This window comes from Neobacillus drentensis, assembly GCF_036965425.1.
Lineage (GTDB): Bacteria > Bacillota > Bacilli > Bacillales > Cytobacillaceae > Neobacillus > Neobacillus drentensis_F.
Window position 1 is genome coordinate 19048 of the sequence record NZ_JBALPP010000034.1, and the last position, 22481, is coordinate 41528.

The 22481-nt window shown below is 38.9% G+C and carries 16 protein-coding genes and 1 pseudogene; 14 read left to right on the forward strand and 3 right to left on the reverse strand.

Features of this window, described 5'->3' with window-relative positions; genetic code table 11:
• The first annotated feature begins 257 nt into the window (after nucleotides 1–257).
• The 5 genes from V7161_RS09110 to V7161_RS09130 all read left to right on the forward strand — a co-directional run bounded on the left by V7161_RS09110 (nucleotide 258) and on the right by V7161_RS09130 (nucleotide 8684).
• Nucleotides 258–3092, forward strand: coding sequence for a glucosaminidase domain-containing protein (locus tag V7161_RS09110; protein ID WP_335444294.1), 2835 nt, complete (start codon nucleotides 258–260; stop codon nucleotides 3090–3092).
• Between the two features lie 126 nt (nucleotides 3093–3218).
• On the forward strand, nucleotides 3219–4970 hold the full coding sequence (locus V7161_RS09115; RefSeq protein ID WP_335444297.1) for a M14 family zinc carboxypeptidase: 1752 nt from the start codon (nucleotides 3219–3221) through the stop codon (nucleotides 4968–4970).
• A gap of 152 nt (nucleotides 4971–5122) precedes the next feature.
• Entirely contained in the window at nucleotides 5123–7003 is a 1881-nt protein-coding gene (locus V7161_RS09120; RefSeq protein ID WP_335444300.1) for an NTP transferase domain-containing protein, read from the forward strand.
• Nucleotides 6987–7958: a DMT family transporter gene (locus tag V7161_RS09125; RefSeq protein WP_335444301.1), complete on the forward strand. Its 972-nt coding sequence runs from the start codon at nucleotides 6987–6989 to the stop codon at nucleotides 7956–7958. Before V7161_RS09120 ends, V7161_RS09125 begins: the two co-directional genes overlap by 17 nt.
• Nucleotides 7959–7991: 33 nt before the next feature.
• Entirely contained in the window at nucleotides 7992–8684 is a 693-nt protein-coding gene (locus tag V7161_RS09130; protein WP_335444303.1) for an NTP transferase domain-containing protein, read from the forward strand.
• A 373-nt stretch (nucleotides 8685–9057) separates the two neighbouring features.
• On the opposite strand, the gene V7161_RS09135 is transcribed toward V7161_RS09130, so the two are convergent.
• Nucleotides 9058–9963, reverse strand: coding sequence for a nuclease-related domain-containing protein (locus tag V7161_RS09135; RefSeq protein WP_335444305.1), 906 nt, complete (start codon nucleotides 9961–9963; stop codon nucleotides 9058–9060).
• Nucleotides 9964–10136: 173 nt separating this feature from the next.
• Here V7161_RS09135 and V7161_RS09140 point away from each other — a divergent pair, with 173 nt between their 5' ends.
• The 6 genes and pseudogenes from V7161_RS09140 (at nucleotide 10137) to V7161_RS09160 (ending at nucleotide 15800) form a co-directional block, all read left to right on the forward strand.
• Nucleotides 10137–11729 (forward strand): glucosaminidase domain-containing protein, encoded by a 1593-nt coding sequence (locus V7161_RS09140; protein WP_335444308.1) that lies wholly within the window; start codon nucleotides 10137–10139, stop codon nucleotides 11727–11729.
• A gap of 501 nt (nucleotides 11730–12230) precedes the next feature.
• Entirely contained in the window at nucleotides 12231–12977 is a 747-nt protein-coding gene (locus tag V7161_RS09145; RefSeq protein ID WP_335444309.1) for a C40 family peptidase, read from the forward strand.
• A 151-nt stretch (nucleotides 12978–13128) separates the two neighbouring features.
• Nucleotides 13129–15177: a leucine-rich repeat domain-containing protein gene (locus tag V7161_RS09150; protein WP_335444311.1), complete on the forward strand. Its 2049-nt coding sequence runs from the start codon at nucleotides 13129–13131 to the stop codon at nucleotides 15175–15177.
• Nucleotides 15178–15344: 167 nt separating this feature from the next.
• Nucleotides 15345–15488: a hypothetical protein gene (locus tag V7161_RS09155; protein ID WP_335444314.1), complete on the forward strand. Its 144-nt coding sequence runs from the start codon at nucleotides 15345–15347 to the stop codon at nucleotides 15486–15488.
• A 3-nt stretch (nucleotides 15489–15491) separates the two neighbouring features.
• Nucleotides 15492–15557, forward strand: a pseudogene (locus V7161_RS30385) (hypothetical protein); the annotation flags it as partial.
• Between the two features lie 72 nt (nucleotides 15558–15629).
• A complete protein-coding gene (locus V7161_RS09160) occupies nucleotides 15630–15800 on the forward strand; it encodes a hypothetical protein (protein ID WP_335444316.1) in 171 nt (56 codons plus the stop codon).
• A gap of 31 nt (nucleotides 15801–15831) precedes the next feature.
• On the opposite strand, the gene V7161_RS09165 is transcribed toward V7161_RS09160, so the two are convergent.
• A complete protein-coding gene (locus tag V7161_RS09165; protein WP_335444319.1) occupies nucleotides 15832–16893 on the reverse strand; it encodes a hypothetical protein in 1062 nt (353 codons plus the stop codon).
• Between the two features lie 238 nt (nucleotides 16894–17131).
• On the opposite strand from V7161_RS09165, the gene V7161_RS09170 reads away from it, so the two are divergent.
• From V7161_RS09170 to V7161_RS09180, 3 genes are all read left to right on the forward strand, one after another.
• Nucleotides 17132–18409: a nucleotide sugar dehydrogenase gene (locus V7161_RS09170; RefSeq protein ID WP_335444321.1), complete on the forward strand. Its 1278-nt coding sequence runs from the start codon at nucleotides 17132–17134 to the stop codon at nucleotides 18407–18409.
• Nucleotides 18410–18485: 76 nt separating this feature from the next.
• Entirely contained in the window at nucleotides 18486–19193 is a 708-nt protein-coding gene (locus V7161_RS09175; protein WP_335444323.1) for a WecB/TagA/CpsF family glycosyltransferase, read from the forward strand.
• 170 nt (nucleotides 19194–19363) lie between these two features.
• Nucleotides 19364–21280, forward strand: a complete 1917-nt coding sequence (locus tag V7161_RS09180) for a metallophosphoesterase (RefSeq protein WP_335444326.1) — start codon at nucleotides 19364–19366, stop codon at nucleotides 21278–21280.
• Nucleotides 21281–21327: 47 nt separating this feature from the next.
• Here the strand turns inward: V7161_RS09180 and V7161_RS09185 are convergent.
• On the reverse strand, nucleotides 21328–22481 hold a 1154-nt coding region (locus tag V7161_RS09185; RefSeq protein ID WP_335444328.1), incomplete at its 5' end, for an oligosaccharide flippase family protein.

Consider the following 22481-nt stretch of genomic DNA (forward strand, 5'->3'; position numbering starts at 1 on the left):
ACAAAATGAGACAATATAGGTATACATAATTGTTTTGAATGAGAAAGTTGTCTTAGGAAGTTTAGGTTAATAGAGTTTTTTTACTAGATTTTCCATATCCATAAATCTGGAAGTTCAGTATAATTGTCATAGTGATTTTTTTAATTGGTTAATTAATTTGACCTATTTTCCACGTAACATCCTCATCCTTAAGCAACTTTTTCAAAAGTAAAAATAATAGTTTAATAGATAGAGTAATTTTAGTGGGGGGAAAGAGATTGAAGAAAAAACGGATCACTGCTTTGGTCCTGGCAGGCATGTTGTTCTCCTCGTCTGCATCAGGTACTCAAGCGGCTGTGACCTATTCATGGAAGTTTCAGAATAACAATTGGTATTACTATACTTCCACAGGCAAAGCTGTAACCGGCTGGGTGCAATACAAAAATAGCTGGTATTATCTTGGAAGTAATGGGGCGATGAAGACCGGTTGGCTATTGTATAAAAATCAATGGTACTACCTTGATAAGAATACAGGAATCATGAAAACTGGCTGGCTCAAGGAAAATAATATTTGGTATTTTCTGCAGCCGAGCGGTGTGATGAAGACTGGTTGGTTACTTAATGCAAACAGCTGGTATTTCCTCGACCAAAGTGGCGCCATGAAAACCGGCTGGATCGTAGATAAAAATGTAAAATATTACTTAAGCACAAGTGGAGCTATGGTTACCGGCCAAAAAATGATTGATGGTAACCCATATGTTTTTGCCTCATCAGGAGCCCTTAATACAGCGCCGATTACCGGCTGGTTCCGCGATGGAGCGTATGTGATGTATTTCGACCAGAACGGTACGATGCATAAAGGCTGGCTGACCGATGGAGATAAGAAGTATTATTTTGGCCAGAACGGCCAAATTTTTTCAGGCTGGCTGACCGAAAATGAAAAAAAATATTTTTTCGCTAAGGACGGTACGATGCAGGTCGGCTGGATTAGCGAGGGGGATAAACGCTTTTACCTTGGTGCAGATGGAGCGATGCAAACCGGCTGGCTCCAAGACGGCGGAAACTCCTATTATCTAGGAACAGATGGAGTCATGTACAAGGGCTGGCTGACCGAAGGAGATAAAAAATATTACTTCGGTTTGGACGGCAAGATGTCTAAGGGCTGGCAAACCATTAATGGTGCACGCTATTATTTTGCTCAAGATGGGTCCCTTCAATCCGGGTGGCTAGCCGAAGGCGAGAATTCTTACTATCTCGGCACAGACGGCGTCATGTATAAAGGCTGGCTGACCGAAAACGATAAAAAGTATTACTTCGCTCAAGAGGGAACGATGACCAAGGGCTGGCAAACCATTGATGGAGCCCGTTATTACTTTGCACCGGCAGATGGCATTATGCAGACAGGCTGGCTGCAAGATGGCGGCAGCACCTATTACCTTGGCACGGATGGTGCCATGTACAAGGGCTGGCTGACCGAGGAAGAAAAAAACTTTTACTTTGATTCAGAAGGAAAAATGCTGACTGGCTTGCAAACCATTGCGGACCAAATATACTATTTTGGTGCAGATGGGGTTATGCAAACCGGCGGCTGGATACAAAATGAGAATAAAAAGTATTATCTTGGTGCGGATGGTAAGGCCTTAAAAGGCTGGCTGACCGAAGGCGATAAAAAGTACTTCTTCGGTGCAGATGGAGCGATGGTAACCGGCTGGCTAACGGACGGCGGCAAAAAGTATTATTTTGATACGAATGGGATGATGATTACCGGCTGGCTGGCTGCCGATGGCAAATCCTATTACTTTGGATCCGATGGGGCTGCCCAAATCGGCTGGCTGGCCGACGGTGGCTATCGTTATTATTTTTCCACAACCGGCGAGATGCAAACCGGCTGGCTGCTGGAGAATAATAAGTGGTACTATCTGAACAGCGACGGGAAAATGGCTACTGGATGGGCATTCGTCAATGGAAAATGGTATTTGATGAACATCGATGGGATCATGCAAACCGGCTGGTTAACGGATAACGGCGCTACGTACTATTTAACGAAAAGTGGCGATATGTTTATTGGCTGGCTGTTGCTGGATAATCAGTGGTACTATTTTGACGTTAATGGAAAAATGGTTACCGGCGAGCAAGTCATCGACGGCAAGACCTATAACTTTTTCGATAATGGTGTCTGGAACCCTGGGCCAGTTATAAAAACCACAACATATAACCTAACGTTGCAGCAAATGATTGACATGGAAATGCAAAAAAGTCCACAAACGGATAAATATCGAAACAGCCCGGCGTATGTCAGCAATACGTATGTATTAAAAGATGCCAAGGACCCAACAAAGGGTGTGGTCACTTCATCTACGTTAAATGTTCGCGAAGAGACGAATGCAACTTCTTTTATTTTCGGGACCTTAAAGCAGAATGCTCAAGTCCAAATTGTCGCAACTGTCGGTACCTGGTACCAAATTAAATATGACACATGGCGGAATGCAAAAGAATCAGATTTGTCTTACTATGTGAATCCGAACAACTTTAGTTCAACGAGCGCAGAGTATTTCCAATTCCTTCAGTTAAATAAGACTGCCGGTGCCGATGCACAGGATATTAATTCTAAGGTCCTATACGGAAAAGGGATTCTGCAAAATATGGGCGCTGCGTTTATACAAGCCGGCAAGCAAAACAATGTCAATGAAGTATATCTCATTTCACATGCCTTGCTTGAAACCGGAAATGGTACATCTCCACTATCAACTGGAAAAATTATCGTAAGTACGGTGGATGGAAAACCGGTAGAGCCAAAAGCTGTTTATAACATGTATGGCATTAATGCCTTTGACAGCTGCCCAAATACGTGCGGAGCAGAATATGCATATAAGCAGGGCTGGTTTACACCGGAAGCAGCGATTATCGGCGGTGCAGCTTACATTGGCAATGGCTATATTAACGCTGCCACCCCACAGAATACACTTTATAAAATGAGATGGAATGCACTCAATGTGAATCATCAATATGCGACCGATATTGGCTGGGCAGTCAAGCAGGTCACTAATATCAAAAAAATCTATGATTCTTTAAGCTCATATACTTTATATTTTGATGTTCCTGTATATAAATAGGATTAAAAGGACTGTGCATGTGCACAGTCCTTTTGTCACTTTTTTTCGAAATTTGTCTATGATATTCTGAGAAATGGTGAAATTAGAGTTTCATAGTTTCATATATTTTTATTTGGGAGATTGAGAATGAAAAAAATATTGATTAACCTTTTACTGTTTAACCTATTGGCTTTTCCAATTGAAGCGGCGGCTGAGGAAACGGTAAATACAGGAGCAGTATCTGCTGGTAGCGAAAGCTTGCCAGGGACAGATGAAGCTTTAAATGGTGAAACAAATGCCGATGCCAAAACTCCAACGGCTGATTCAAGCGAACAACCGGTTACTAAGGATTCCATTAACGTCAAGGCAGAAGTTATTCCAGCTGGAAGCTGGGTTGAGGAAAATGGGGTTATTTACTATTATATTGGTGAAGAAAAAGCAAAAGGCTGGATGGAAATCAGCGGTCAAAGATATTATTTTGATCCTGAGTCAGGAGCTCTTCAGAAAGGTTTATTTCAAGAAGGAGAGCAAACGTATTACCTTGATGTGCAAACGGGTGCCATGCAATTAGGCTGGGTTCTCATAGATGGTAAATGGTACTATTTCAATCCAGACTCAGGGGCTATGCAAACCGGCTGGATTAAGGACCAAAATATATGGTATTACCTTAATGAAACAGGTGTGATGCAAACTGGTTGGTTACTTTATCAAAACCAGTGGTATTTTTTGAATAAAAATGGTGCGATGGCGACCGGCTGGGTACTTGTGAATAATCAGTGGTATTATCTAAAACAAGATGGATCGATGCAAACCGGCTGGCTCTATTATCAAAACAATTGGTATTACTTGAAAGCTTCCGGGGCAATGGCAAATGGGTGGCTGATCGTTGACGATGGCTGGTATTATTTTTATTCCAATGGAATAATGGCCAAAAATACGACGGTTCAAGGTTACACGTTAGGAAGCAGCGGTGCATGGATAGCCAATCTTGTGAATCCAAAGCAGGCTTTTTCCTACAATGACATGGTAGCAGACATTAATAAATTTCAAAAGAATTTCCCGGGTTTTATCAAGACTCAGATAATTGGGAAGTCTGTTGATGGCAGGAATATTTATGCGATAAAGCTGGGAAAAGGGGATAAGGAAATCTTTTTAAATGGTTCTCACCATGCCCGAGAGCATATGACCACGAATGTTTTAATGGAAATGCTTGATCAATATGCATCCTCTTATTCAGCAAATCGCAATTTCAATACTTACAATGTTAAAGCACTTCTCAATAAGGTTTCCATTTGGTTTGTACCGATGGTTAATCCAGATGGTGTGATGCTTGTCCAGGAAGGGCGCTTCACGGCGAAAGACCCCAACTATGTATTACAGCTGAACGGGAACAATACTGATTTTTCCTCATGGAAAGCGAATATCAGAGGGGTAGATTTAAATCGTCAGTATCCAGCGGACTGGGCGAACATTGCGGGTAACACAGGCAAGCCGTCCCCTGAAAACTTTAAAGGGTATCAGCCATTAAGTGAACCAGAAGTACAGGCGGTTTACAATTTTACGAAAGCGCATCAGTTTAAAATGGCTGTTGCCTATCACTCTTCAGGACGTATCCTTTATTGGAATTTCCATCAAGCTAAAGAAGAGTATGATCGCGATTATAAAATTGCTGTAAAGTACTCCAATTTAACAGGTTATAGTCTTGTATTTCCAGGCCCTAATCCAAGCGGGGGCGGCTTTACGGATTGGTTTATTCAAGACATGAAGATGCCGGGCTTCACACCGGAAATTTCTACCCATACGTTTAGTAAACCAGTGCCGCTTGCTAATTTTGATACCATTTGGAAAGAAAATCAGGCAGCTGGAATTATGCTGGCACAGGAAGCTCTAAATCTTTAATGGAGATGGATTATTCCATCTTCTTTTTTATTTCCTGCTATATTGCGAATACTAACCCCAAAACGACTTTTTTATTTACAGAATTTCTGGGCTGCGTTACAATGATAATGCATTCAAATATTGAATTCATCAGAGGAGGGGGCCGACCCCATATGGAACAGCACTTACTTCAATTATTAGAAGCAATTAATAAAAATTCGAACATAAATCAAAAGAAAATGGCGGAGCTTTGCGGCATCTCTATCGGCAAGGTGAATTATCTAATCCATGATTTAACCCACGGGGACTTAATATATAGTGAAAAAAAAGGCAGAAATATCAGCTATTATTTGAAACAAAAAGGAATCGAATTTTTACAAAGCGGAATCGAGGCATACCATCATAAAAAAGTTAATATCCATCAAGAACCATTAACAGAAATTAAACAGGCCGTAATTTTAGCAGCGGGTTCACGCAAGGAATTCAACAAGCCTGCGGGACTAATGGAAATCGATGGCACCACACTCCTGCAAAGGAATTTGGATATCCTCCAGGAAAATGGCATCAACCATATCGTACTGGTCACTGGATACAATCCGGAAGCATTCAAGGATCATCCTGAATTCAGTCACATCCAGTTTGTCCATAATTCTAAATACAAATGGACTGGATCGATGGCATCCCTGGCAGCGGCTCAGCCATTTATCACCAGCGATTTTTTGTTAGTTGAGGATGATATTTTAATTGAAGAGCGGGCAATTAGAGAAATCCTGCAGCATCCGCAGCGTGACACGGTCTTGATCAGTAATGAAAGCGGCTCCGGTGACGAAGCGTTTGTCGAAATCCAAAATGGCTACCTTCATAAAATTTCAAAAGACGTTCATCAATTTAACCGTATCGATGGCGAAATGATTGGGATCAGCAAGATTTCCTATGACGTGTATTCCAAAATGGTCAGCGAATATCAACAAAACAATAAAAACCCACTTATACACTATGAATATATGCTGCTAGACATTTCCCGCCACTTTAATATTGGCTACTTAAAGATGCATAATTTGATTTGGGGCGAAATTGATACTCGGAAGCACTATGAAACAGTTATCGAAAAAACCTATCCGATGTTAAAACGGAAGGAAGCGGAATTCCGTGAAATTTTTATAAAAAGTCATTTAATGGATGCCCTTGACCTTGCCTATGAGGACATTGAAGACATCCAGCCGTTCGGCGGCATGACGAACAAAAACTTTAAAGTCGTTATCAAAGGAAAAGAGTACGTGCTTCGAATCCCAGGCAATGGAACGGAATCGATGATTAACCGCCGTGAGGAAAAATTCAATGCCGCACTGGTAAGTAAGTTAGGCATCGATACCGAGTTGCTGTATTTTAATGAAGAAACTGGCGTAAAGATTGCCGAACTGATTCCAAATGCCGAGACGTTAAACAGCAAAATGGCAAAGCGCCAAGATATCATGGAACTGACAACGGCTAACTTTAGAAAGCTGCACAACTCGGGTCTCAAGATGGCTAACTACTTTGATGTGTTTGAAAAAATGGATGAGTATGAGCGGTTGATGATTGAGGCGGGTGGGCAGCCCTATCACCCATTTAAGGAAGTAAAAGATCAGGTTATGCTTCTGAAGCGAATTTATCAAGGAATGGATATAAAACTTACACCGTGTCATATTGATCCGGTGCCTGAAAATATGGTGAAAAGCGGGGAAGATAAGCTTTATCTAATTGACTGGGAATACAGCGGCATGAACGACCCAATGTGGGATCTTGCTGGACATTCCATGGAAAGTAACTTTACTCCTGAAGAGGAGGAATTATTTTTAACTCTTTATTTGCAGCAGGATGAAGTCCCGCTTGAAATTCAACAGCGAGTGCTGATGAATAAAATTTTCCAGGATTTCCTTTGGAGCACTTGGACAGTTATTAAAGAGGCGAAGGGCGACGATTTTGGCACCTACGGAATTGACCGCTTTAATAGATGCAGAGAGAATTTAAAACATGACTTAATTAGGGAGATGGCATATGAATATAAAAAATAAAGGATTACTTTTCGGATTGATTTCCGGATTCACTTGGGCTCTCGACACTGTGTTAATCGGAATGGTATTATCAAAAGCATTGTTCGTATCCTCCGATTTGGTGATTTTCCTTGCACCGCTAGTGAGTACCTTTTTCCATGATTTATTGTCCAGTGTCTGGATGCTGATTTATATGACGATCAGAGGGGAAGTCAAGGTTCCTTTTCAAAAATTAACGACCCGAAGCGGGCGGTTTGTCATGCTGGGCGCGTTACTCGGCGGACCAATTGGAATGACGGGCTACGTACTTGCGGTTAAGTATTTGGGTGCTTCCTTATCGGCTTCCATTTCAGCCGTGTACCCAGCGATTGGTGCATTTTTTGCTTTCTTAATCTTAAAGGATAAATTAACGGTAAAAAACTGGATCGGACTTTTTATTAGTATTTTATTTATTTTCTTATTAGGCTTTGCGGGCGGCGAACCGTCACCAAGTTACATTCTTGGTTTCTCGTTTATCCTTTTATGCATTTTCGGCTGGGGGATGGAATGTGTTATTCTCGCATACGGTATGAAGGATGATGAAATCACACCAGAGCAAGCTCTGCAAATTCGTCAATTGGTTTCGGCTGTCACCTATGGAGTGTTGATACTGCCATTTTTCAAGGCGTATCCGCTTGTGGGTGAAGTATTTAAGAGCAGTGAGTTTTTCTTGATCGCGTTGATTGCCCTTTCTGGAACAGCTTCTTATGTATATTATTACAAAGCGATTTACGTTATGGGTCCAACCCGTGCGATGGCCTTGAATATTACGTATGCTGCCTGGGCGATTCTGTTAAGCTTCATCATTTTAGGCACACCGATTACCTTTAAGCTTGTGTTCTTTAGTATAATGATTTTATTAGGATCCATTATTACGGTCGCCAGCCAAGAGGAACTCAAATGGATGAATCTTCTCAAAGGCAGGAAAACGGCGTAATAAAATTTTTCAAGAGGAAGGAATTTCAGCTAAATGAAGGCAATTATTCTTGCAGCAGGGCTGGGCACCAGATTACGTCCACTAACGTTGACAACACCTAAAGCACTAACTGTCGTAAACGGGAAACCAATGCTTGAGAGACAGGTGGAGTTTTTACAAGAAGTCGGTGTTTCGGAAATCATTGTGGTAACCGGCTACTTAGCGGAAAAGTTTGAGTATTTAAAAGAGAAGTACGGTGTAAAACTCATTCACAATGATAAATACGATGTTTATAACAATATGTACACTATGTATTTAGTGAGGGAATATCTGCCGGATTCTTATGTAATTGATGGGGATAATTACTTGGACCGCAATTTCATGTTAGAGGCACCGAAGACGTCCATGTATTTCAGCGCCCGCAAACCCGATTTCAAAGGGGAATGGATGATTCGCTACAATGACGATTACAAAGTAACCGATATCGAGGTTGGTGACGGTGATCAAGAGTACATTCTTTGCGGCGTGTCCTACTGGTCCGAGCAAGATGGACGCTATATTGTAGGGAAACTTGAAGAAGCTGTCGAAGGCGGCAATTTTGTGGAATTCTGGTGGGATGAAATCGTCAAGAATAACCTGCCTAACTTAAATGTTTACCTTCAAGAAATCCACCCAGATGACAGCTATGAAATCGACTCCGTAGCAGACCTTGAAAAAGTAAATAAACTGTTAGCAGCGAAAAAATAAACGGGCACTTGGTGCCGGTTTATTTTTTTTGTCATAAGCATTTGTGTCAATAAGGGCAGCTCCTACTGTCTGTTGTTATGAAAAAAGGGCTTAAACGGTAATTAGAAGAAGGTCCAAATGCCCGTTAGGGTAAAAAAAGTACGCAAGCGGTAAAAAGGAGAGCGTCCTAATTCCCGTCGAGGCGAAAAATGCTGGCAAGCGGTAAATAGGAGAGCATCCTAATTCCCGTCGAGGCGAAAAGAGTACGCAAGCGGTAAAAAGGAGAGCGTCCAAATGCCTGTCAAAAAAGCTCGGGTGTTGTAATTAATGATGGTCACACAAATGGAAGCTTCTCCGCGATCCTAAAAGAGGACTCAATTGCTAGAATTTCAATTTACTCATAAAAACAAAATCTTGTACTACCTTTAGTTGTAAGATTTTGCTTTAAAATCCTTCTGATCGACTTAATAGAAACTTCCCCGCTGCACCAATCATGTACCAGGTTCGTGGTAATTTTCATCTCTGGAAAAAGCACCTTTAATTCCAAAATGCTCCGCAATACAGCGGTATCAATAGCTTCTTCATGCCCACAATCAGCACAAACGCATTTCTTCTCACTTGCGAAAATCGACAATGAGTCACAAACACCACAAGAAAGACCTTTTCGCAGCATCCCATAATTATATTTAGGACTATGAGTATATGGAGATTTTCTTATATGTAAAGAAATTAATTGGTCAGCTAACTTTTTGTGCCGGCTATTTAGTTTTGATGGAATCGTATCTAACTTTTTCATATAACGATCAAGCTGCGTTGGAAAAATAATGGGCTCGTTTAGTGGGTTTTGATATAAGGTAAACGCGGGGTTAATAAAAATAACATTTGATTCAATATTAAAATGATATCCAAGATTATGAAGTAGTTGACGGAACAGTGATTTACTTCTTTTTAGCTGTTGCAAAGGATTCTTAATATCTTTTCGGGCCATCGTGAAGAACTCTCCAGATTCAAAAATATAATCTCCCTCATGATTTTTAACATCCAACAGGTAAATAGTGTCTTGAAAAATAAGGGTAGTATCAATTTGGAATAGGGTGTTGTTAACCTCAAGCAATAAATCATTTAATACAAAGCATTCACTAGAAATTTTCTCAGTCAATAAATCAAACTTTACCTCCCCTTCATAGCCTTTTTTAAGAGTTAAATAATACTGTTTCTCATTTTCTGAAAGAACCATCCTTGCATTTAAGTAACGAAGAATTTTTAACATCACGGGTTCTGTGCGAGGTTTATAAGCCATATTTCACTTCCTTTCTAATTCACTATTAATTTTATAAAAAAACATTCGGGAAAAATAAAAAATGTATGAATATTCTATAACATTTTGTGGCGGCAATTGTCGAATTTAAGGTGGAAACGCATGGAAAATATGATACTCTTATAAAGAGAATAATAGATTGAGAGGAGAAAAAAGTGAAAAAAGTAGTTTTTCGTAGTTTTTTAGTTGTCCTTTTGTTGATGGGGATCTTTCATGGCAAAGTATCGGCAGCTGAGACTTCAGCGACACAGCAAGTCATTTCAGTCAAATTACCGGTCTTTAAAGAAAATCCCAACATCGTTAAAGCACCATCTTTTGCTGTATTATCACTTCATGACCAGGTTACCGTTCTTGAACAGGTAAGAAATGCCGCCAAAATCCAGACGGCAGACGGACAAGTTGGCTGGGTTTACATAGAATACTTAAGCCAAAATCCACTGAACCAAACTTGGCTTGTGAAAAAAGAACGAAATTTGCGGGATGACAACCTTATCGATACAAACATTGATATTCCCAGTCAATCCTTGGTAACAGTCCTTCAATACAATGCGGCCACCCGTTACTATAAAATTCGAACAACTGATGGTGTGGAGGGCTGGATTTACGGCTGGTACCTTGAAAACGAAGCCAACCAGACAAATGAAGGCGGCAGCAACGTCATCCCATATGATTTTACAAAAGTAGGCAAGGTCACCAATCAGATCTCGTTATTTACACCGTTAAACACAACATCCAATATTACAGCAACCGAAATCAACCGGTTCATCGACTACAAAACAAAGGACCCGAGCAGCAAATTAAAAGGTATGGGTTCTTCCTATATTGAAGCGCAAAACGTAACAGGGATTAATGCTGTCTATCTATTAGCCCATTCAGGGCTCGAATCCAAATGGGGAACTTCTGACATAGCCAAAGCGAAAAATAATTTCTTCGGCATTGGGGCCGTTGATTCCAATCCGACAGATGGGGCAGCATCGTTTGCTTCACCTAACATTGGAATTATTAATGGAGCAAAATTCATCAATGATAACTATGTAAACAGAGAAACGAATCTTTTGGATGCAGCTTATCCATATTCGCAGCCTACCCTCGATAACATGAGTTTTAATAACGGCTACCATCAATATGCTTCCGATGAGGCATGGGCCGGCAAAATTGCCAACATTGCAAAGGAATTTTATGAATTTACGTTTGCTAATGGTGAAACGTTAAAGACGGGCTGGTATCAAGAGGGGCAGAATAAATATTACTTTGATACAAACGGAAAAATGCTGACTGGCAAGCAAACCATTAACGGCAAAAATTATTTCTTCTATAACAATGGTTACTTAAAATGGGGCTGGCAATACGTCAGCGGCAAGTGGTACTATTACAATGAAGACGGCACATACAAAACAGGCTGGCAGCTTGATAAAGACAAATGGTACTACCTCAACTCTTCAGGTGTCATGCTCACAGGCTGGCAATATATTAACGGCAAATGGTATTATTTAAATCCTGCTGGTGATATGAAAACCGGCTGGCTGTACACTGGAGGCAAGTGGTATTTCCTTGATCAAAGCGGAGCCATGAAAACTGGCTGGGTAAGCACTGGCGGTAAATGGTACTACATGAACAACAGCGGTGTCATGCTAACAGGATGGGTCAAGGTCAGCGGCAAATGGTATTACTTATACAATGACGGTCATATGGCAGCCAACACCACCATTGGCGGATACCGTCTAGGAAAAGACGGCGCCATGTTATAACAAAGGCTCTTTTCGTAACCTTTGTTGCTTTTAGAACTTATTAAGGGTCATTTACAAAGTTTCTAGGCAATTTTCACAAATGTTCTTACGAAAAGATGCCATGAAATCACTTTATACGAGTTGATGAACCTATACGAAAAAACAATCTTTGCAAAATAGCCTAAACCAAAGAACCACTCCTTTCAAACGAAAGGTGTGGTTTTATTATTAATGAATAATAAATATGAAGTCATAGTCGAAAAATCTTTGTTTCATTTTTGACATATTTCATCGACTTCCCAGTAATCAATAGGATAAAAAGCATAAAACAGCCATGTCGTAAAGCCTGTTTTTCTTTGTTTTTTGACGTTTTTCTGAAAAATTCGATAATAAAGTCGAAAAAGGTCAATTTTTGAAACATTCCTGTAATAATATTAAAAAATAACTGTAAATTAATTCTATTAAATTTTATGAGATACTAGAATTAACAAAAAAGAGAGAAAAAGAAACACGGGGGTTATCATGAAGAAGTTAATGGTTACAGGTCTACTATCATGTTCTTTACTCTTGAGCGGATTAATCGGCGGACATAAAACAGAAGCGGCATCCTTTGGAGATACGGTTACAGATATTGCTCTTGATTATATTGGCGTTCCATATGTATGGGGAGGATCATCTCCAAGCGGATTTGATTGCTCTGGATTTACAAGTTATACATACAAGAAAGCTGGGGTTACTTTACCACGAACTGCTGCGGACCAATACACAAAAGGACAAGCCGTTTCAAAAAGTAATCTAGTAGATGGCGATTTGGTTTTCTTTAGCACATATAAGGCTGGAGCATCGCACGTTGGAATTTACATAGGTGACAATAAATTCGTACATGCATCTTCTAATGGGGTTAAGGTCAGCTCTTTATCAGAGTCTTACTATACTAGAACCTATATTGGTTCGAAGCGGATTGGTAACACTAAATATGGCTGGGTACTTTCTGAGGGCTCTTGGTACTTTTACAAAAACGATGTAAAACAGACTAGCTGGGTAAAAGATGGGGATACATGGTATTACTTAGATTCAAACGGCAAAATGAAAACTGGCTGGTTATTATCGAATAATGAGTGGTATTATTTAGGACCTAGCGGTGCAATGCTAACTGGCTGGATTTATTCCGGCAGCCACTGGTATTTCCTAAACTCTGACGGCTCAATGGCCAAAAATACAACGATTGATGGATACGTAATCGGAAGCGACGGAGCTTGGATTAAATAAATTGTTTATAAAAAGCGAAACCACACTCAAGATGGTTTCGCTTTTTTATGTTGAATTTATTATTTCTATTTTTATAAATTATTCAATTTTTTCCACTTTATTTGGAATACTTTGATATAATGTACCTAGTAAATTTAGGGGGTTAATAGAGATGCAGAAATTTAGCAAGATCATGCTGGCCTCTGTTCTATCGCTTTCATTCATGGCTCCATTGAATACGAAAGCAGCTGAACAAACCAAAACGGTTACACAAACCGCGCCAGCCGCTGCCAAAACGGCAAAATGGACAAAAGAATCCTTTAAGCAAAAAGCACTCAATGATTTGCAGAGGCAAAAACCAAGATTAAGCCAGCAAACACCAAACGCAGTGACGCAAGGAACAACCGATGTGGTTCAGTTCAAGGATGCCAATTTGGCAAAAGCTGTGCGTCAGACTTTAGGAATAAGCTCCACAACAGCCATCACTCAAGGGAAACTAGCGACACTAACAGATTTAGATGCAACAGAATTAAACATTACGGATTTAACAGGTCTCGAATATGCAGTAAATTTAAATTCCCTTTATCTATCATTTAACAATATTAGCAATCTATCACCATTAAGCAAATTAACCAATTTAATGTTTGTAGGTCTCGATCATAATAAGCTTGTTAACAGCAGTTTATCCTCACTTAGCGGGCTTTTGCAATTACAGTTTTTAGATCTATCAAACAATGCGATTAGTGATGCCTCAGGATTAACGAATTTGTCAGGCTTAGAATACTTAGGTTTGGGATATACCCAATTTATAAACAGCACCTTGTCCACGCTTAACGGGCTAACAGTATTAAAGTATGTAGATTTATCCGGTAATAATATAAGTGATTTCTCTGGGTTGAGCGAAGTACCACAATTAACAGGCTTAGGAGTTACAGAAAGTAACTTCACCGATCTTTCTTCTCTTAGCGGGCTGACAAACCTAGAAAATTTAGATTTAACAAACAATGGTATTACAGATATTTCCGCATTAAGCAGCCTTACGAAATTGACTTCTTTAACGCTTTGGGAGAATAATGTTACCGATCTTTCACCAATTGCTAATTTAACATCTTTAACATCTCTCGATATAGAATCTAATCAAGTTACGAACCTACAGCCATTAAGTGGACTAACAAATCTAGTTGACTTGTATATTTCTTTAAATCCCGCATCTGATATAACACCATTATTAAATTTAACTCAATTGCAATTTGTCTGGATGACTGAAATGCCAAATCTTGACTTGACTCAGGATTCAGAAACCATGCAGGTAATCGGCAAGCTTCTAGCCAAGGGTGTTGATGTAATTTATGATGGAAATTATGAGCCTGGAATCGAATATGGCTGGACAGTAGATGAAGACGGAAATCTCTACTACTACGATGAAGATGGCAATATGGTTACCGGCTGGTATGATATTGATGATGTGAGATTTTACTTTGACCCGGTTACTGGTGTAATGGCCTCTAACAAATGGATTCTCGATGGTGGCAAATGGTATTACGTTGATGAAGAAGGTATGATGGTAACGGGTGGTGTTCTGAAAATCGGCAATGCCCACTACTTCTTTGATAACAATGGTATCATGAAAACAGGCTGGGCCAATGACGGTAACGCTTGGTACTATGCCAATAACAAAGGACAGTTGTTAACTGGCTGGATCCAACTTAGCGGCAAATGGTATTATTTAAAAAGTGATGCGAATTCCTACGGTCAAATGGTAACTGGCGTTTTCATGGTTGGCAGCACACCATACTATTTTGATGGTAATGGTGCAATGAAAGCAAATGGCTGGTATTTCGATGGCACCTATTGGCACTATGCTAAAAGCAGCGGAGCCCTATATAACAAAACATGGTTACTATATAAAAACAAGTGGTATTACTTCAATTCTAAGGGAGATTCTGTCATAGGCAGAAACCTCGTAAACACCGATTATTATTTCTTTAATAAAAGCGGGGCGATGGTAACTGGCTGGGTTAAACAGGAAGGAACTACGAACGAATACCGTTATTACAAAAGTAACGGTGCCGAGCTCCGCGGCTGGTTAAAATACGGGAAGGATTGGTACTATTTTACCAACGATGGATTAATGGTTCATGGCACATATATAACAATTGGCAAAGAAGTTCATTATTTTAATACTGATGGAAAATGGACAGGTTCGAAGCCAATAAATTAAGATCGTAAGGCGACTGATATTTCGGTCGCCTTTTTTGTTGCAAAAAGAGAATGATAATCTCCTATTTTAATATATAGAAACTATCTTTTTCCATTTTTTGGACTGTTTTTTGGTATAATATACATAGAATCAATGGCGCCTATTATTTCTTTGGAAGCATCGGTGCGATGAAAACGAATGGCTGGAATGCACAAGGAAGTGAATGGTTCTATAGTAAAAGTGACGGCAAACTTCTTACCGGCTGGCTCTCTTCAGGCGGTAGGTGGTATTACTTAGATCCTAATGATTTTGGCGTCATGGTAACAGGGTAAAAAATATTTCCGGCATTATATACAAAATCATGGTTATCTTATAGAGGAAAATGGTATTACTTCGATGAATATTCAGATTTACTAACTGATGGAAGATATCGTATTAGTACTAATATTTACCTCTTTGATGAAGATGGCGTTATGCAAACAGGTTGGATAAATTTCTATGGCTACGATTATTACTACGGATACTATTCGTTTTACCGCTATTACAATAGCAATGGTGCGGAGCAGCATGGCTGGACAATGATTAATGGAAAGTCCTATTACTTTGATTCAGACGGATTTGAATCAATTAGCATCTTAAAATAACAAAAGAGGCTGTTCAAGGCAGCCTCTTTTGTTATTTTTCTGTTTTTAATTGCTTCCATTTAAAATGTTCTACCTGTTCAAGCAGCTTTACTTTATTTTCTTGAATCTTCTCTTCTGACTGTAGATATGCTTTTTGTGCGAACTGTTGTGCCATCCAATCATTAATTGTTGAGAAATAATGGGAACCGTCTAGGTAATTAGAAATAGTATAAGTCACTTTTTTTTCAGTTTGAAAATCATAGACTTCTACATTATTCAGGTCTTTAACCTGTTGGAAAACATATTCTTTTATTTTTAAACGGTCCAAAAAGGCTTGTTTGCTTCGATTATAGTTATTTACATGATAGGTAATTGGATATGGAGTATAGTAAAGCTTAAATTCTTGATTAGGATGCTCTTTTAACACTGGAAGGATATTCGAATCGAAATTATCCTTCATATCTTGAAAAGAAACCCCATCGGGCACTGGATTTTGGTTATTTACAACCTTTGTATCCTTAAATTGTTCTGGAGTTTGTCCTGGAATCCCACTTCCAAATTTATATACATTATACGGTGTGCGTAGTGAAGCATTTGTTTTCTCTGCTTCTCTAGAATCAAAGTATAATTCTCCGGAGTAAGAGCTAAACAAATATCTAATATCGTCTAATGGGAATGTATTATATAAATAAGCAGGAAAAGTTCCCGAATCATTATTAACTCGATTGCTTTCCCCATACAAGGAATCAAAATTAATTTCCCAAAAAACAGTTTTAAGGTTGTGATGTGTTTTATTTGCCAGCTGATAAACATAATTTTGTTCCCTGGCAGAAGCGGCTGATAACGCAGCATTAAAGCTTTTGACATGAAGTTCCTGATCAATAGTTTGTTCATTAAAGTTCTGACTCATTGATGGTCCGATGATTATTGTATCGTAATCTAAATTTTTAATAAAAGCAGGAAGTTGAAAGCGGCCATTATTACTATAGTAGCGGCTTTCTTTTTTTAGATGATAGTATCCAAGCGGATCTTTTTTATAAATGAATAATGAATACAGTCCAGCCAAAATCACACCTGTGATAAGAAAATAAATAAAAAATTTTTTGTAACCCATTCGTTTACTCCTTAAAACGTTTCTATAATAATTCGCTCTAACTTATTAGATTATCGTTAATATTGGAAATTGTCAATATACGACAACATTTGCGCCTCATAGTATCTTTTAGTCAAGTTTTTTGTTAAAATTAGTTGGGAAAAATTCATTCGTCATACTTTTTAGCGGCTAGACTGCGTTATTAAAGTAAAATATAAGCTTAATGACATTTTAAAGTTAGGTTATGAAAGGAAGTCACTTGATGAATAAAATTTGTGTCATCGGCCTTGGTTACATTGGTCTCCCTACCTCTGTTATGTTTGCCAACAATGGCATTCATGTTCACGGTGTGGATGTAAATGCTGCGGCCGTAGAAAAAATTCAAAATAAACAGCTTCATATTGAAGAGAATGGTCTGGAAGAGCGTCTTATTGCGGCGATTGACAGTGGCAATCTTACCGTTTCTACTACTCCTGAAAAAGCTGACGTATTTATTATCGCCGTTCCATCGCCAATTAACCCTGATAAAACAGCAGATATGAAATATGTTGAAGCTGCAACAAAATCAATTGTCCCTTATCTTGAAAAAGGAAATCTTGTCATTCTTGAATCAACTGTTCCACCAAGGACGGTTGAGGATGTCATGATGCCGATATTAAAAGAGAGCGGACTTGAAATGGGAACGGAACTTCTCATTTCTCACTCCCCAGAACGGGTAATTCCGGGTCGTGTGTTTGAAGAGCTTGTTAATAACAGCCGGATTGTCGGCGGGATTAACGAAGAGTCTTCAGCAAAAACACGCGATCTATACCGCGCCTTCGTAAAGGGTGAAATTTTCTTAACCGATGCGACTACCGCAGAAATGGTAAAGGTTATCGAAAACACGTACCGCGATGTAAATATTGCGTTTGCCAACGAACTTGCACGTGTTAGCGAAAATCTTGGGGTCAATGTGTGGGAGGCCATCAAGCTTGCCAACCATCACCCACGCGTAAATATTCATATGCCAGGTCCAGGTGTTGGCGGTCACTGTATCGCTGTTGATCCTTGGTTCCTAGTCGAACAGGATCCGGAAAATGCGAAAATCATTCACCTTGCCCGTCAAACGAATGATTCCATGCCGCTATTTGTAGCTAATAAAGTGAAAACAATTGCTGAACAACAGCAAATTAAGAACCCGAAGGTGGCTGTTTTAGGCCTTTCCTTCAAGGCGAATATCGATGATATGCGTGAAAGCCCTTCTGTCGAGGTTATCCATCATTTAAAGGAATTAAATCTGGAGCTAACGGCTTTTGACCCGCATATTAAAGAACAGAAATTCCCTCAGCAGGCTTTAAAGCTTGAGGAAGCCTTACAGAATGCGGATATTGTTCTAATCTTAACTGAGCATGATGAATTTAAGATTCTTGATCCAAAACAAACGGCCAATTTGGTTCGTTCTAAAATTGTACTGGATACAAAAAATTGCCTTCCGCGTGAAGCTTGGGTTAAAGCCGGCTTTGATGTCCGTGTTTTAGGGGATTCTAAACATTGTTAATATTTAGGACAATGACTGCGGCCGGTACCCTCTGCCGCAGTTCGTTTCATATGTAAAGTCCAAAAGGTGGTACGTTATGAAGGAAAACTTTCTCGGTGTTGATGTTTGTAATTATGATTATGACCAGCTTGCTTCATTATTAATGCAGGATATCAACCAGAAAAAGAAGTCATTTATTGTGGCGATTAATCCGGAAAAAATTATGAAGGCTCAAGAGGACGAAGAATTAAGAAAGCTTCTGAATCGGGCAGATTATCAAATCCCGGATGGCATTGGCGTTATTTTAGCGTCCAAGCTGAAGGGCGGACAGGTGACCAGCCGTGTCACAGGCATTGATATGATGTTGAAGCTTTGCCAAACAGCAGCGGCACAGGGAAAACGGATTTTTTTATACGGCGGGAAGCCTGGGGTTGCCGACACGGCAAAGGCGGAGCTTGAAAAGCAAATCCCGGGTATTCAAATTGTCGGGACGTTACATGGCTATGAGAAAGATGAAAAAGTGGTCGTCGATACTATCAATCAACATCAACCAGAGATTATGTTCGTGGCATTAGGAAGTCCTGCGCAGGAATATTGGATTGTCAATCATATGGATAAAGTTACCCCCTACATCTTTCAAGGGGTCGGCGGATCATATGATGTAATTTCCGGCAATCTCAAGCGAGCGCCGGAGCTTTTCCAAACACTTGGCCTTGAATGGTTCTACCGTCTAATGAAAGAACCATGGCGCTGGAAAAGGCAATTGATTTTGCCCAAATTCCTTTTAAGAACATTAAAAAAATAAGTATTTATCTTGATATAATAAAAGAGAGGTAAACTTAGTTCACAATAGACTAGGTTTACCTCTCTTTTTATTATTGGGAAATATTATAAACAATTCTAGTAATCTTTCAATTATTGGTATAAAATTCTTCAATAGAGAGCAATATACAATTCGTGATTGGAGAGAAAGTTTTGAAATATAGATTCCTAACTTTTATATTTTTTATTTTTATAATTCTATGTCCACAGTCTCCCTCAACCGTTAAAGCAGCAGGTGGGGAAGCACAGGAAGAACAGCCCTTGCTGCAATTTCCGGTAATGAGTGATATTCACATTGGAGGTGACTATCAAAAGGATAGATTCATCAAAGCGCTGAATGATTTGCAAATGATTGCGCCACATTACCAGGCTATTGCGATGGTTGGAGATATTACTAATAATGGAACAGAACAAGAATATGATACTTTTAATAATATTTTAAATTCAACGATCAACCCTGCATCTGAAAAAATCATTACTATGGGAAACCATGAATATTTTGAAGGTGTATATTCCCCCTCAGGATTGAATGCCCAGATTTATATGAACAGGTTTTTTGATAAGACTGGGATGCCAGGAGATAAAATATATTATGAAAAGTGGATTAACGGTTACCACTTTATTACTCTTGGAGGAGAAGGGTTTCCAAGTCCTGATGACCATGATCATGCCAACATAACGGAGGAACAATATTGGTGGCTTAAAAGAACCTTGGCAAAAAATGCTGACCCATCTAAACCAATCTTTGTTTTTCTTCATCAAGCTATTGATCATACTGTATATGGAAGCGATGATTGGGGGGCTGGATTTCAAGATAATAAACTTAAAGATATATTGAATAGATATCCTCAAGTCATTTTGTTTTCAGGACATTCTCATTATCTTTTGAATCACCCTAGAACGGTTTTTCAGGATGGTTTTACTATGGTGAATGCCGGTTCGGTTGCTTATACCTATTCGGATTCCGGGTCTAAGATGTTTTCTCAAGGGCTGCTTGTAAATGTTTATGCAAACCATGTTGAAATAAAAGCGAGAGATTTCACTAAGAGTTCATGGATTCAAACATTTACGATTCCAACACCTTTCCAACAAACATATGAGGATGATGAAAAGCCTTATTTTTTGGAAAGTTCAAAGATAAATCTGGAAAAAAATATTAGTGGAGATTCGGCTACTCTCTCCTGGGACGCAGCAAGAGACAATACACTGGTTGATAAATATGTCATTAAAAATAATGGGGAAGTAATTTTTACAAAAAATATGGAGTTTTGGGAGAATGAAACTTTAGAAAATCGGATTTATGCAGAAATTCCAAATTTATCTCCGGAAACTGCCTACAATCTCGAAATTTCCGCAGTAGATGCTTGGAACAATGAATCCTTATTAAAGCTAAACACTTCCTTTGATACACCTAAATTATTCGGCTGGAAATTGCAAAATGGAAAGTGGCGGTACTATAAAGAGGGGGTGCCCGTCACAGGCTGGGCAAAAATACAAGAACAATGGTATTTCTTTCTTAACGACGGTACCATGTATACGGGCTGGCTTACTTTAGGCAATAAGAAATATTATTTAAATACTAATGGAACCATGCAATTAGGGTGGAAGGAACTAGACGGGAAAATATATTTCTTTAACAATGAGGGGAGTCTACAATTAGGCTGGATAAACGACCGAGGAAATTGGTATTACCTAAAATCAGACGAATTGCTGAAGGGCTGGCAGCTTTTAAATAACAGTTGGTACTTCTTTAATGATAAAGGTGTAATGAAGACAGGCTGGATTCAATCAGCCGGAAAATGGTACTATTTAGACACCAAAGGAGTAATGAAAACCGGTTGGATTCAATCAAGCGGAAAATGGTACTTTTTAGACAGTAAGGGTGCGATGGCCATCGGCTGGATTGCTGTTGGTGATAAATGGTATTACCTGCAAACCAACGGAGAAATGAAAACGGGCTGGCTTTATGAATATGGAAAATGGTATTACTTGAAGCCGGATGGGTCTATGGCCAAAAATACAACCATTCAGGGCTATGTTTTTGGTAATGATGGAGTGTGGAAAAAATAATAGTTTAGAAAGAGAGGGTATCCCTACTAGGATACCCTCTCTTATTGCTATACAGTCCTTCCAAAACGACCTTTTATTTTATTAAGAAACAATGAAAAAACTTCGTCTTTTGTGAAAAACAATATTGCCGCATAGACCATTACACAAACGAAAACTGTAACTAAAAATAATGGGATGTAATGAGAAATAAACATCCTTACCAGATAGTGGATGGGGATAAAGATGAGTGAATACAGGAAATATTTCGTTTTTGAGAAAGTAAATAAAGAATAATCTATCTTTAAATATTTTCGGATAAACACATACTCCATTGTGACTAATAGAAAATTAGAAATAGCAGTAGTCAAAATGGCTGTTGTTGGATTGAAATGGTTCATTTGTAACAAAACAATCTTAAAAATGAGGTTAAGAATCCCAGAAATAAAGACAAATTTAACCAGGACATTTTCCTTTTTCTTCACATAAATAACTTGATTCGATAAAATTGAATCAATCCCCAGTGATATCATATAAAGGGCAAAAACCTTCAGCGTGGTCTGGGCGCTAATATATTTATGTCCTCCATATAAGAGAATTCCGGCATCAGCTGTGACGAAAAGGCCTATGGCTGCAGGAAATAAGAACGCAAAATAAACTTTAGATATATTGTTTAGCAGTTTGAGATAAGAGCCCTCATCTTCATTTCCAGATAGATAGGATAGACGCGGAATCGTTACTTGAATAATACTAAGCATTAGCGTATTAATAATCCCCATTATTTGTTGTGCCATTACATAGAAGGAAACTGATTTATTACTAATATACTCCCCTAACATGAAACGATCCAGTTGAACATAAAGGATATTGGCATTAGAAAAAGCTACCACTAATAATAGGGGCTTAATATGTTTTTTTATCGTGATATTGGAAAAGTCCAGATGAATTTTTCTTTTTATATATATGAAGCTTACAATATTATTAAGAAAAGTTGTGAGAATTAACAAAAAAGCATATTGTTTATAATCATGGGAGCTCTTCACAAGCGTAAATAATAATGCAAGATAGATCACCTTAATGACAATCGTCTTAATCGTGATGAAATTATACTTTTCTCTTGCTTCATTAACCCATTCTACATAAAAGATATTGCCTATTAAGTTTACGGCATAAATCATTAAAACCGGAAAAATTACTTTGTCTCCATATCCAATATAGATAAATA

Excerpts from the sequence above, each read along its gene's own strand:
- V7161_RS09115 (WP_335444297.1), top strand. The coding sequence starts at position 3,219 with ATGAAAAAAATATTGATTAACCTTTTACTGTTTAACCTATTGGCTTTT.
- V7161_RS09160 (WP_335444316.1), top strand. The coding sequence starts at position 15,630 with ATGCAAACAGGTTGGATAAATTTCTATGGCTACGATTATTACTACGGA.
- V7161_RS09120 (WP_335444300.1), top strand. The coding sequence starts at position 5,123 with ATGGAACAGCACTTACTTCAATTATTAGAAGCAATTAATAAAAATTCG.
- V7161_RS09155 (WP_335444314.1), top strand. The coding sequence starts at position 15,345 with ATGAAAACGAATGGCTGGAATGCACAAGGAAGTGAATGGTTCTATAGT.
- V7161_RS09145 (WP_335444309.1), top strand. The coding sequence starts at position 12,231 with ATGAAGAAGTTAATGGTTACAGGTCTACTATCATGTTCTTTACTCTTG.
- V7161_RS09165 (WP_335444319.1), bottom strand. The coding sequence starts at position 16,893 with ATGGGTTACAAAAAATTTTTTATTTATTTTCTTATCACAGGTGTGATT.
- V7161_RS09150 (WP_335444311.1), top strand. The coding sequence starts at position 13,129 with ATGCAGAAATTTAGCAAGATCATGCTGGCCTCTGTTCTATCGCTTTCA.
- V7161_RS09125 (WP_335444301.1), top strand. The coding sequence starts at position 6,987 with ATGAATATAAAAAATAAAGGATTACTTTTCGGATTGATTTCCGGATTC.
- V7161_RS09130 (WP_335444303.1), top strand. The coding sequence starts at position 7,992 with ATGAAGGCAATTATTCTTGCAGCAGGGCTGGGCACCAGATTACGTCCA.
- V7161_RS09135 (WP_335444305.1), bottom strand. The coding sequence starts at position 9,963 with ATGGCTTATAAACCTCGCACAGAACCCGTGATGTTAAAAATTCTTCGT.
- V7161_RS09175 (WP_335444323.1), top strand. The coding sequence starts at position 18,486 with ATGAAGGAAAACTTTCTCGGTGTTGATGTTTGTAATTATGATTATGAC.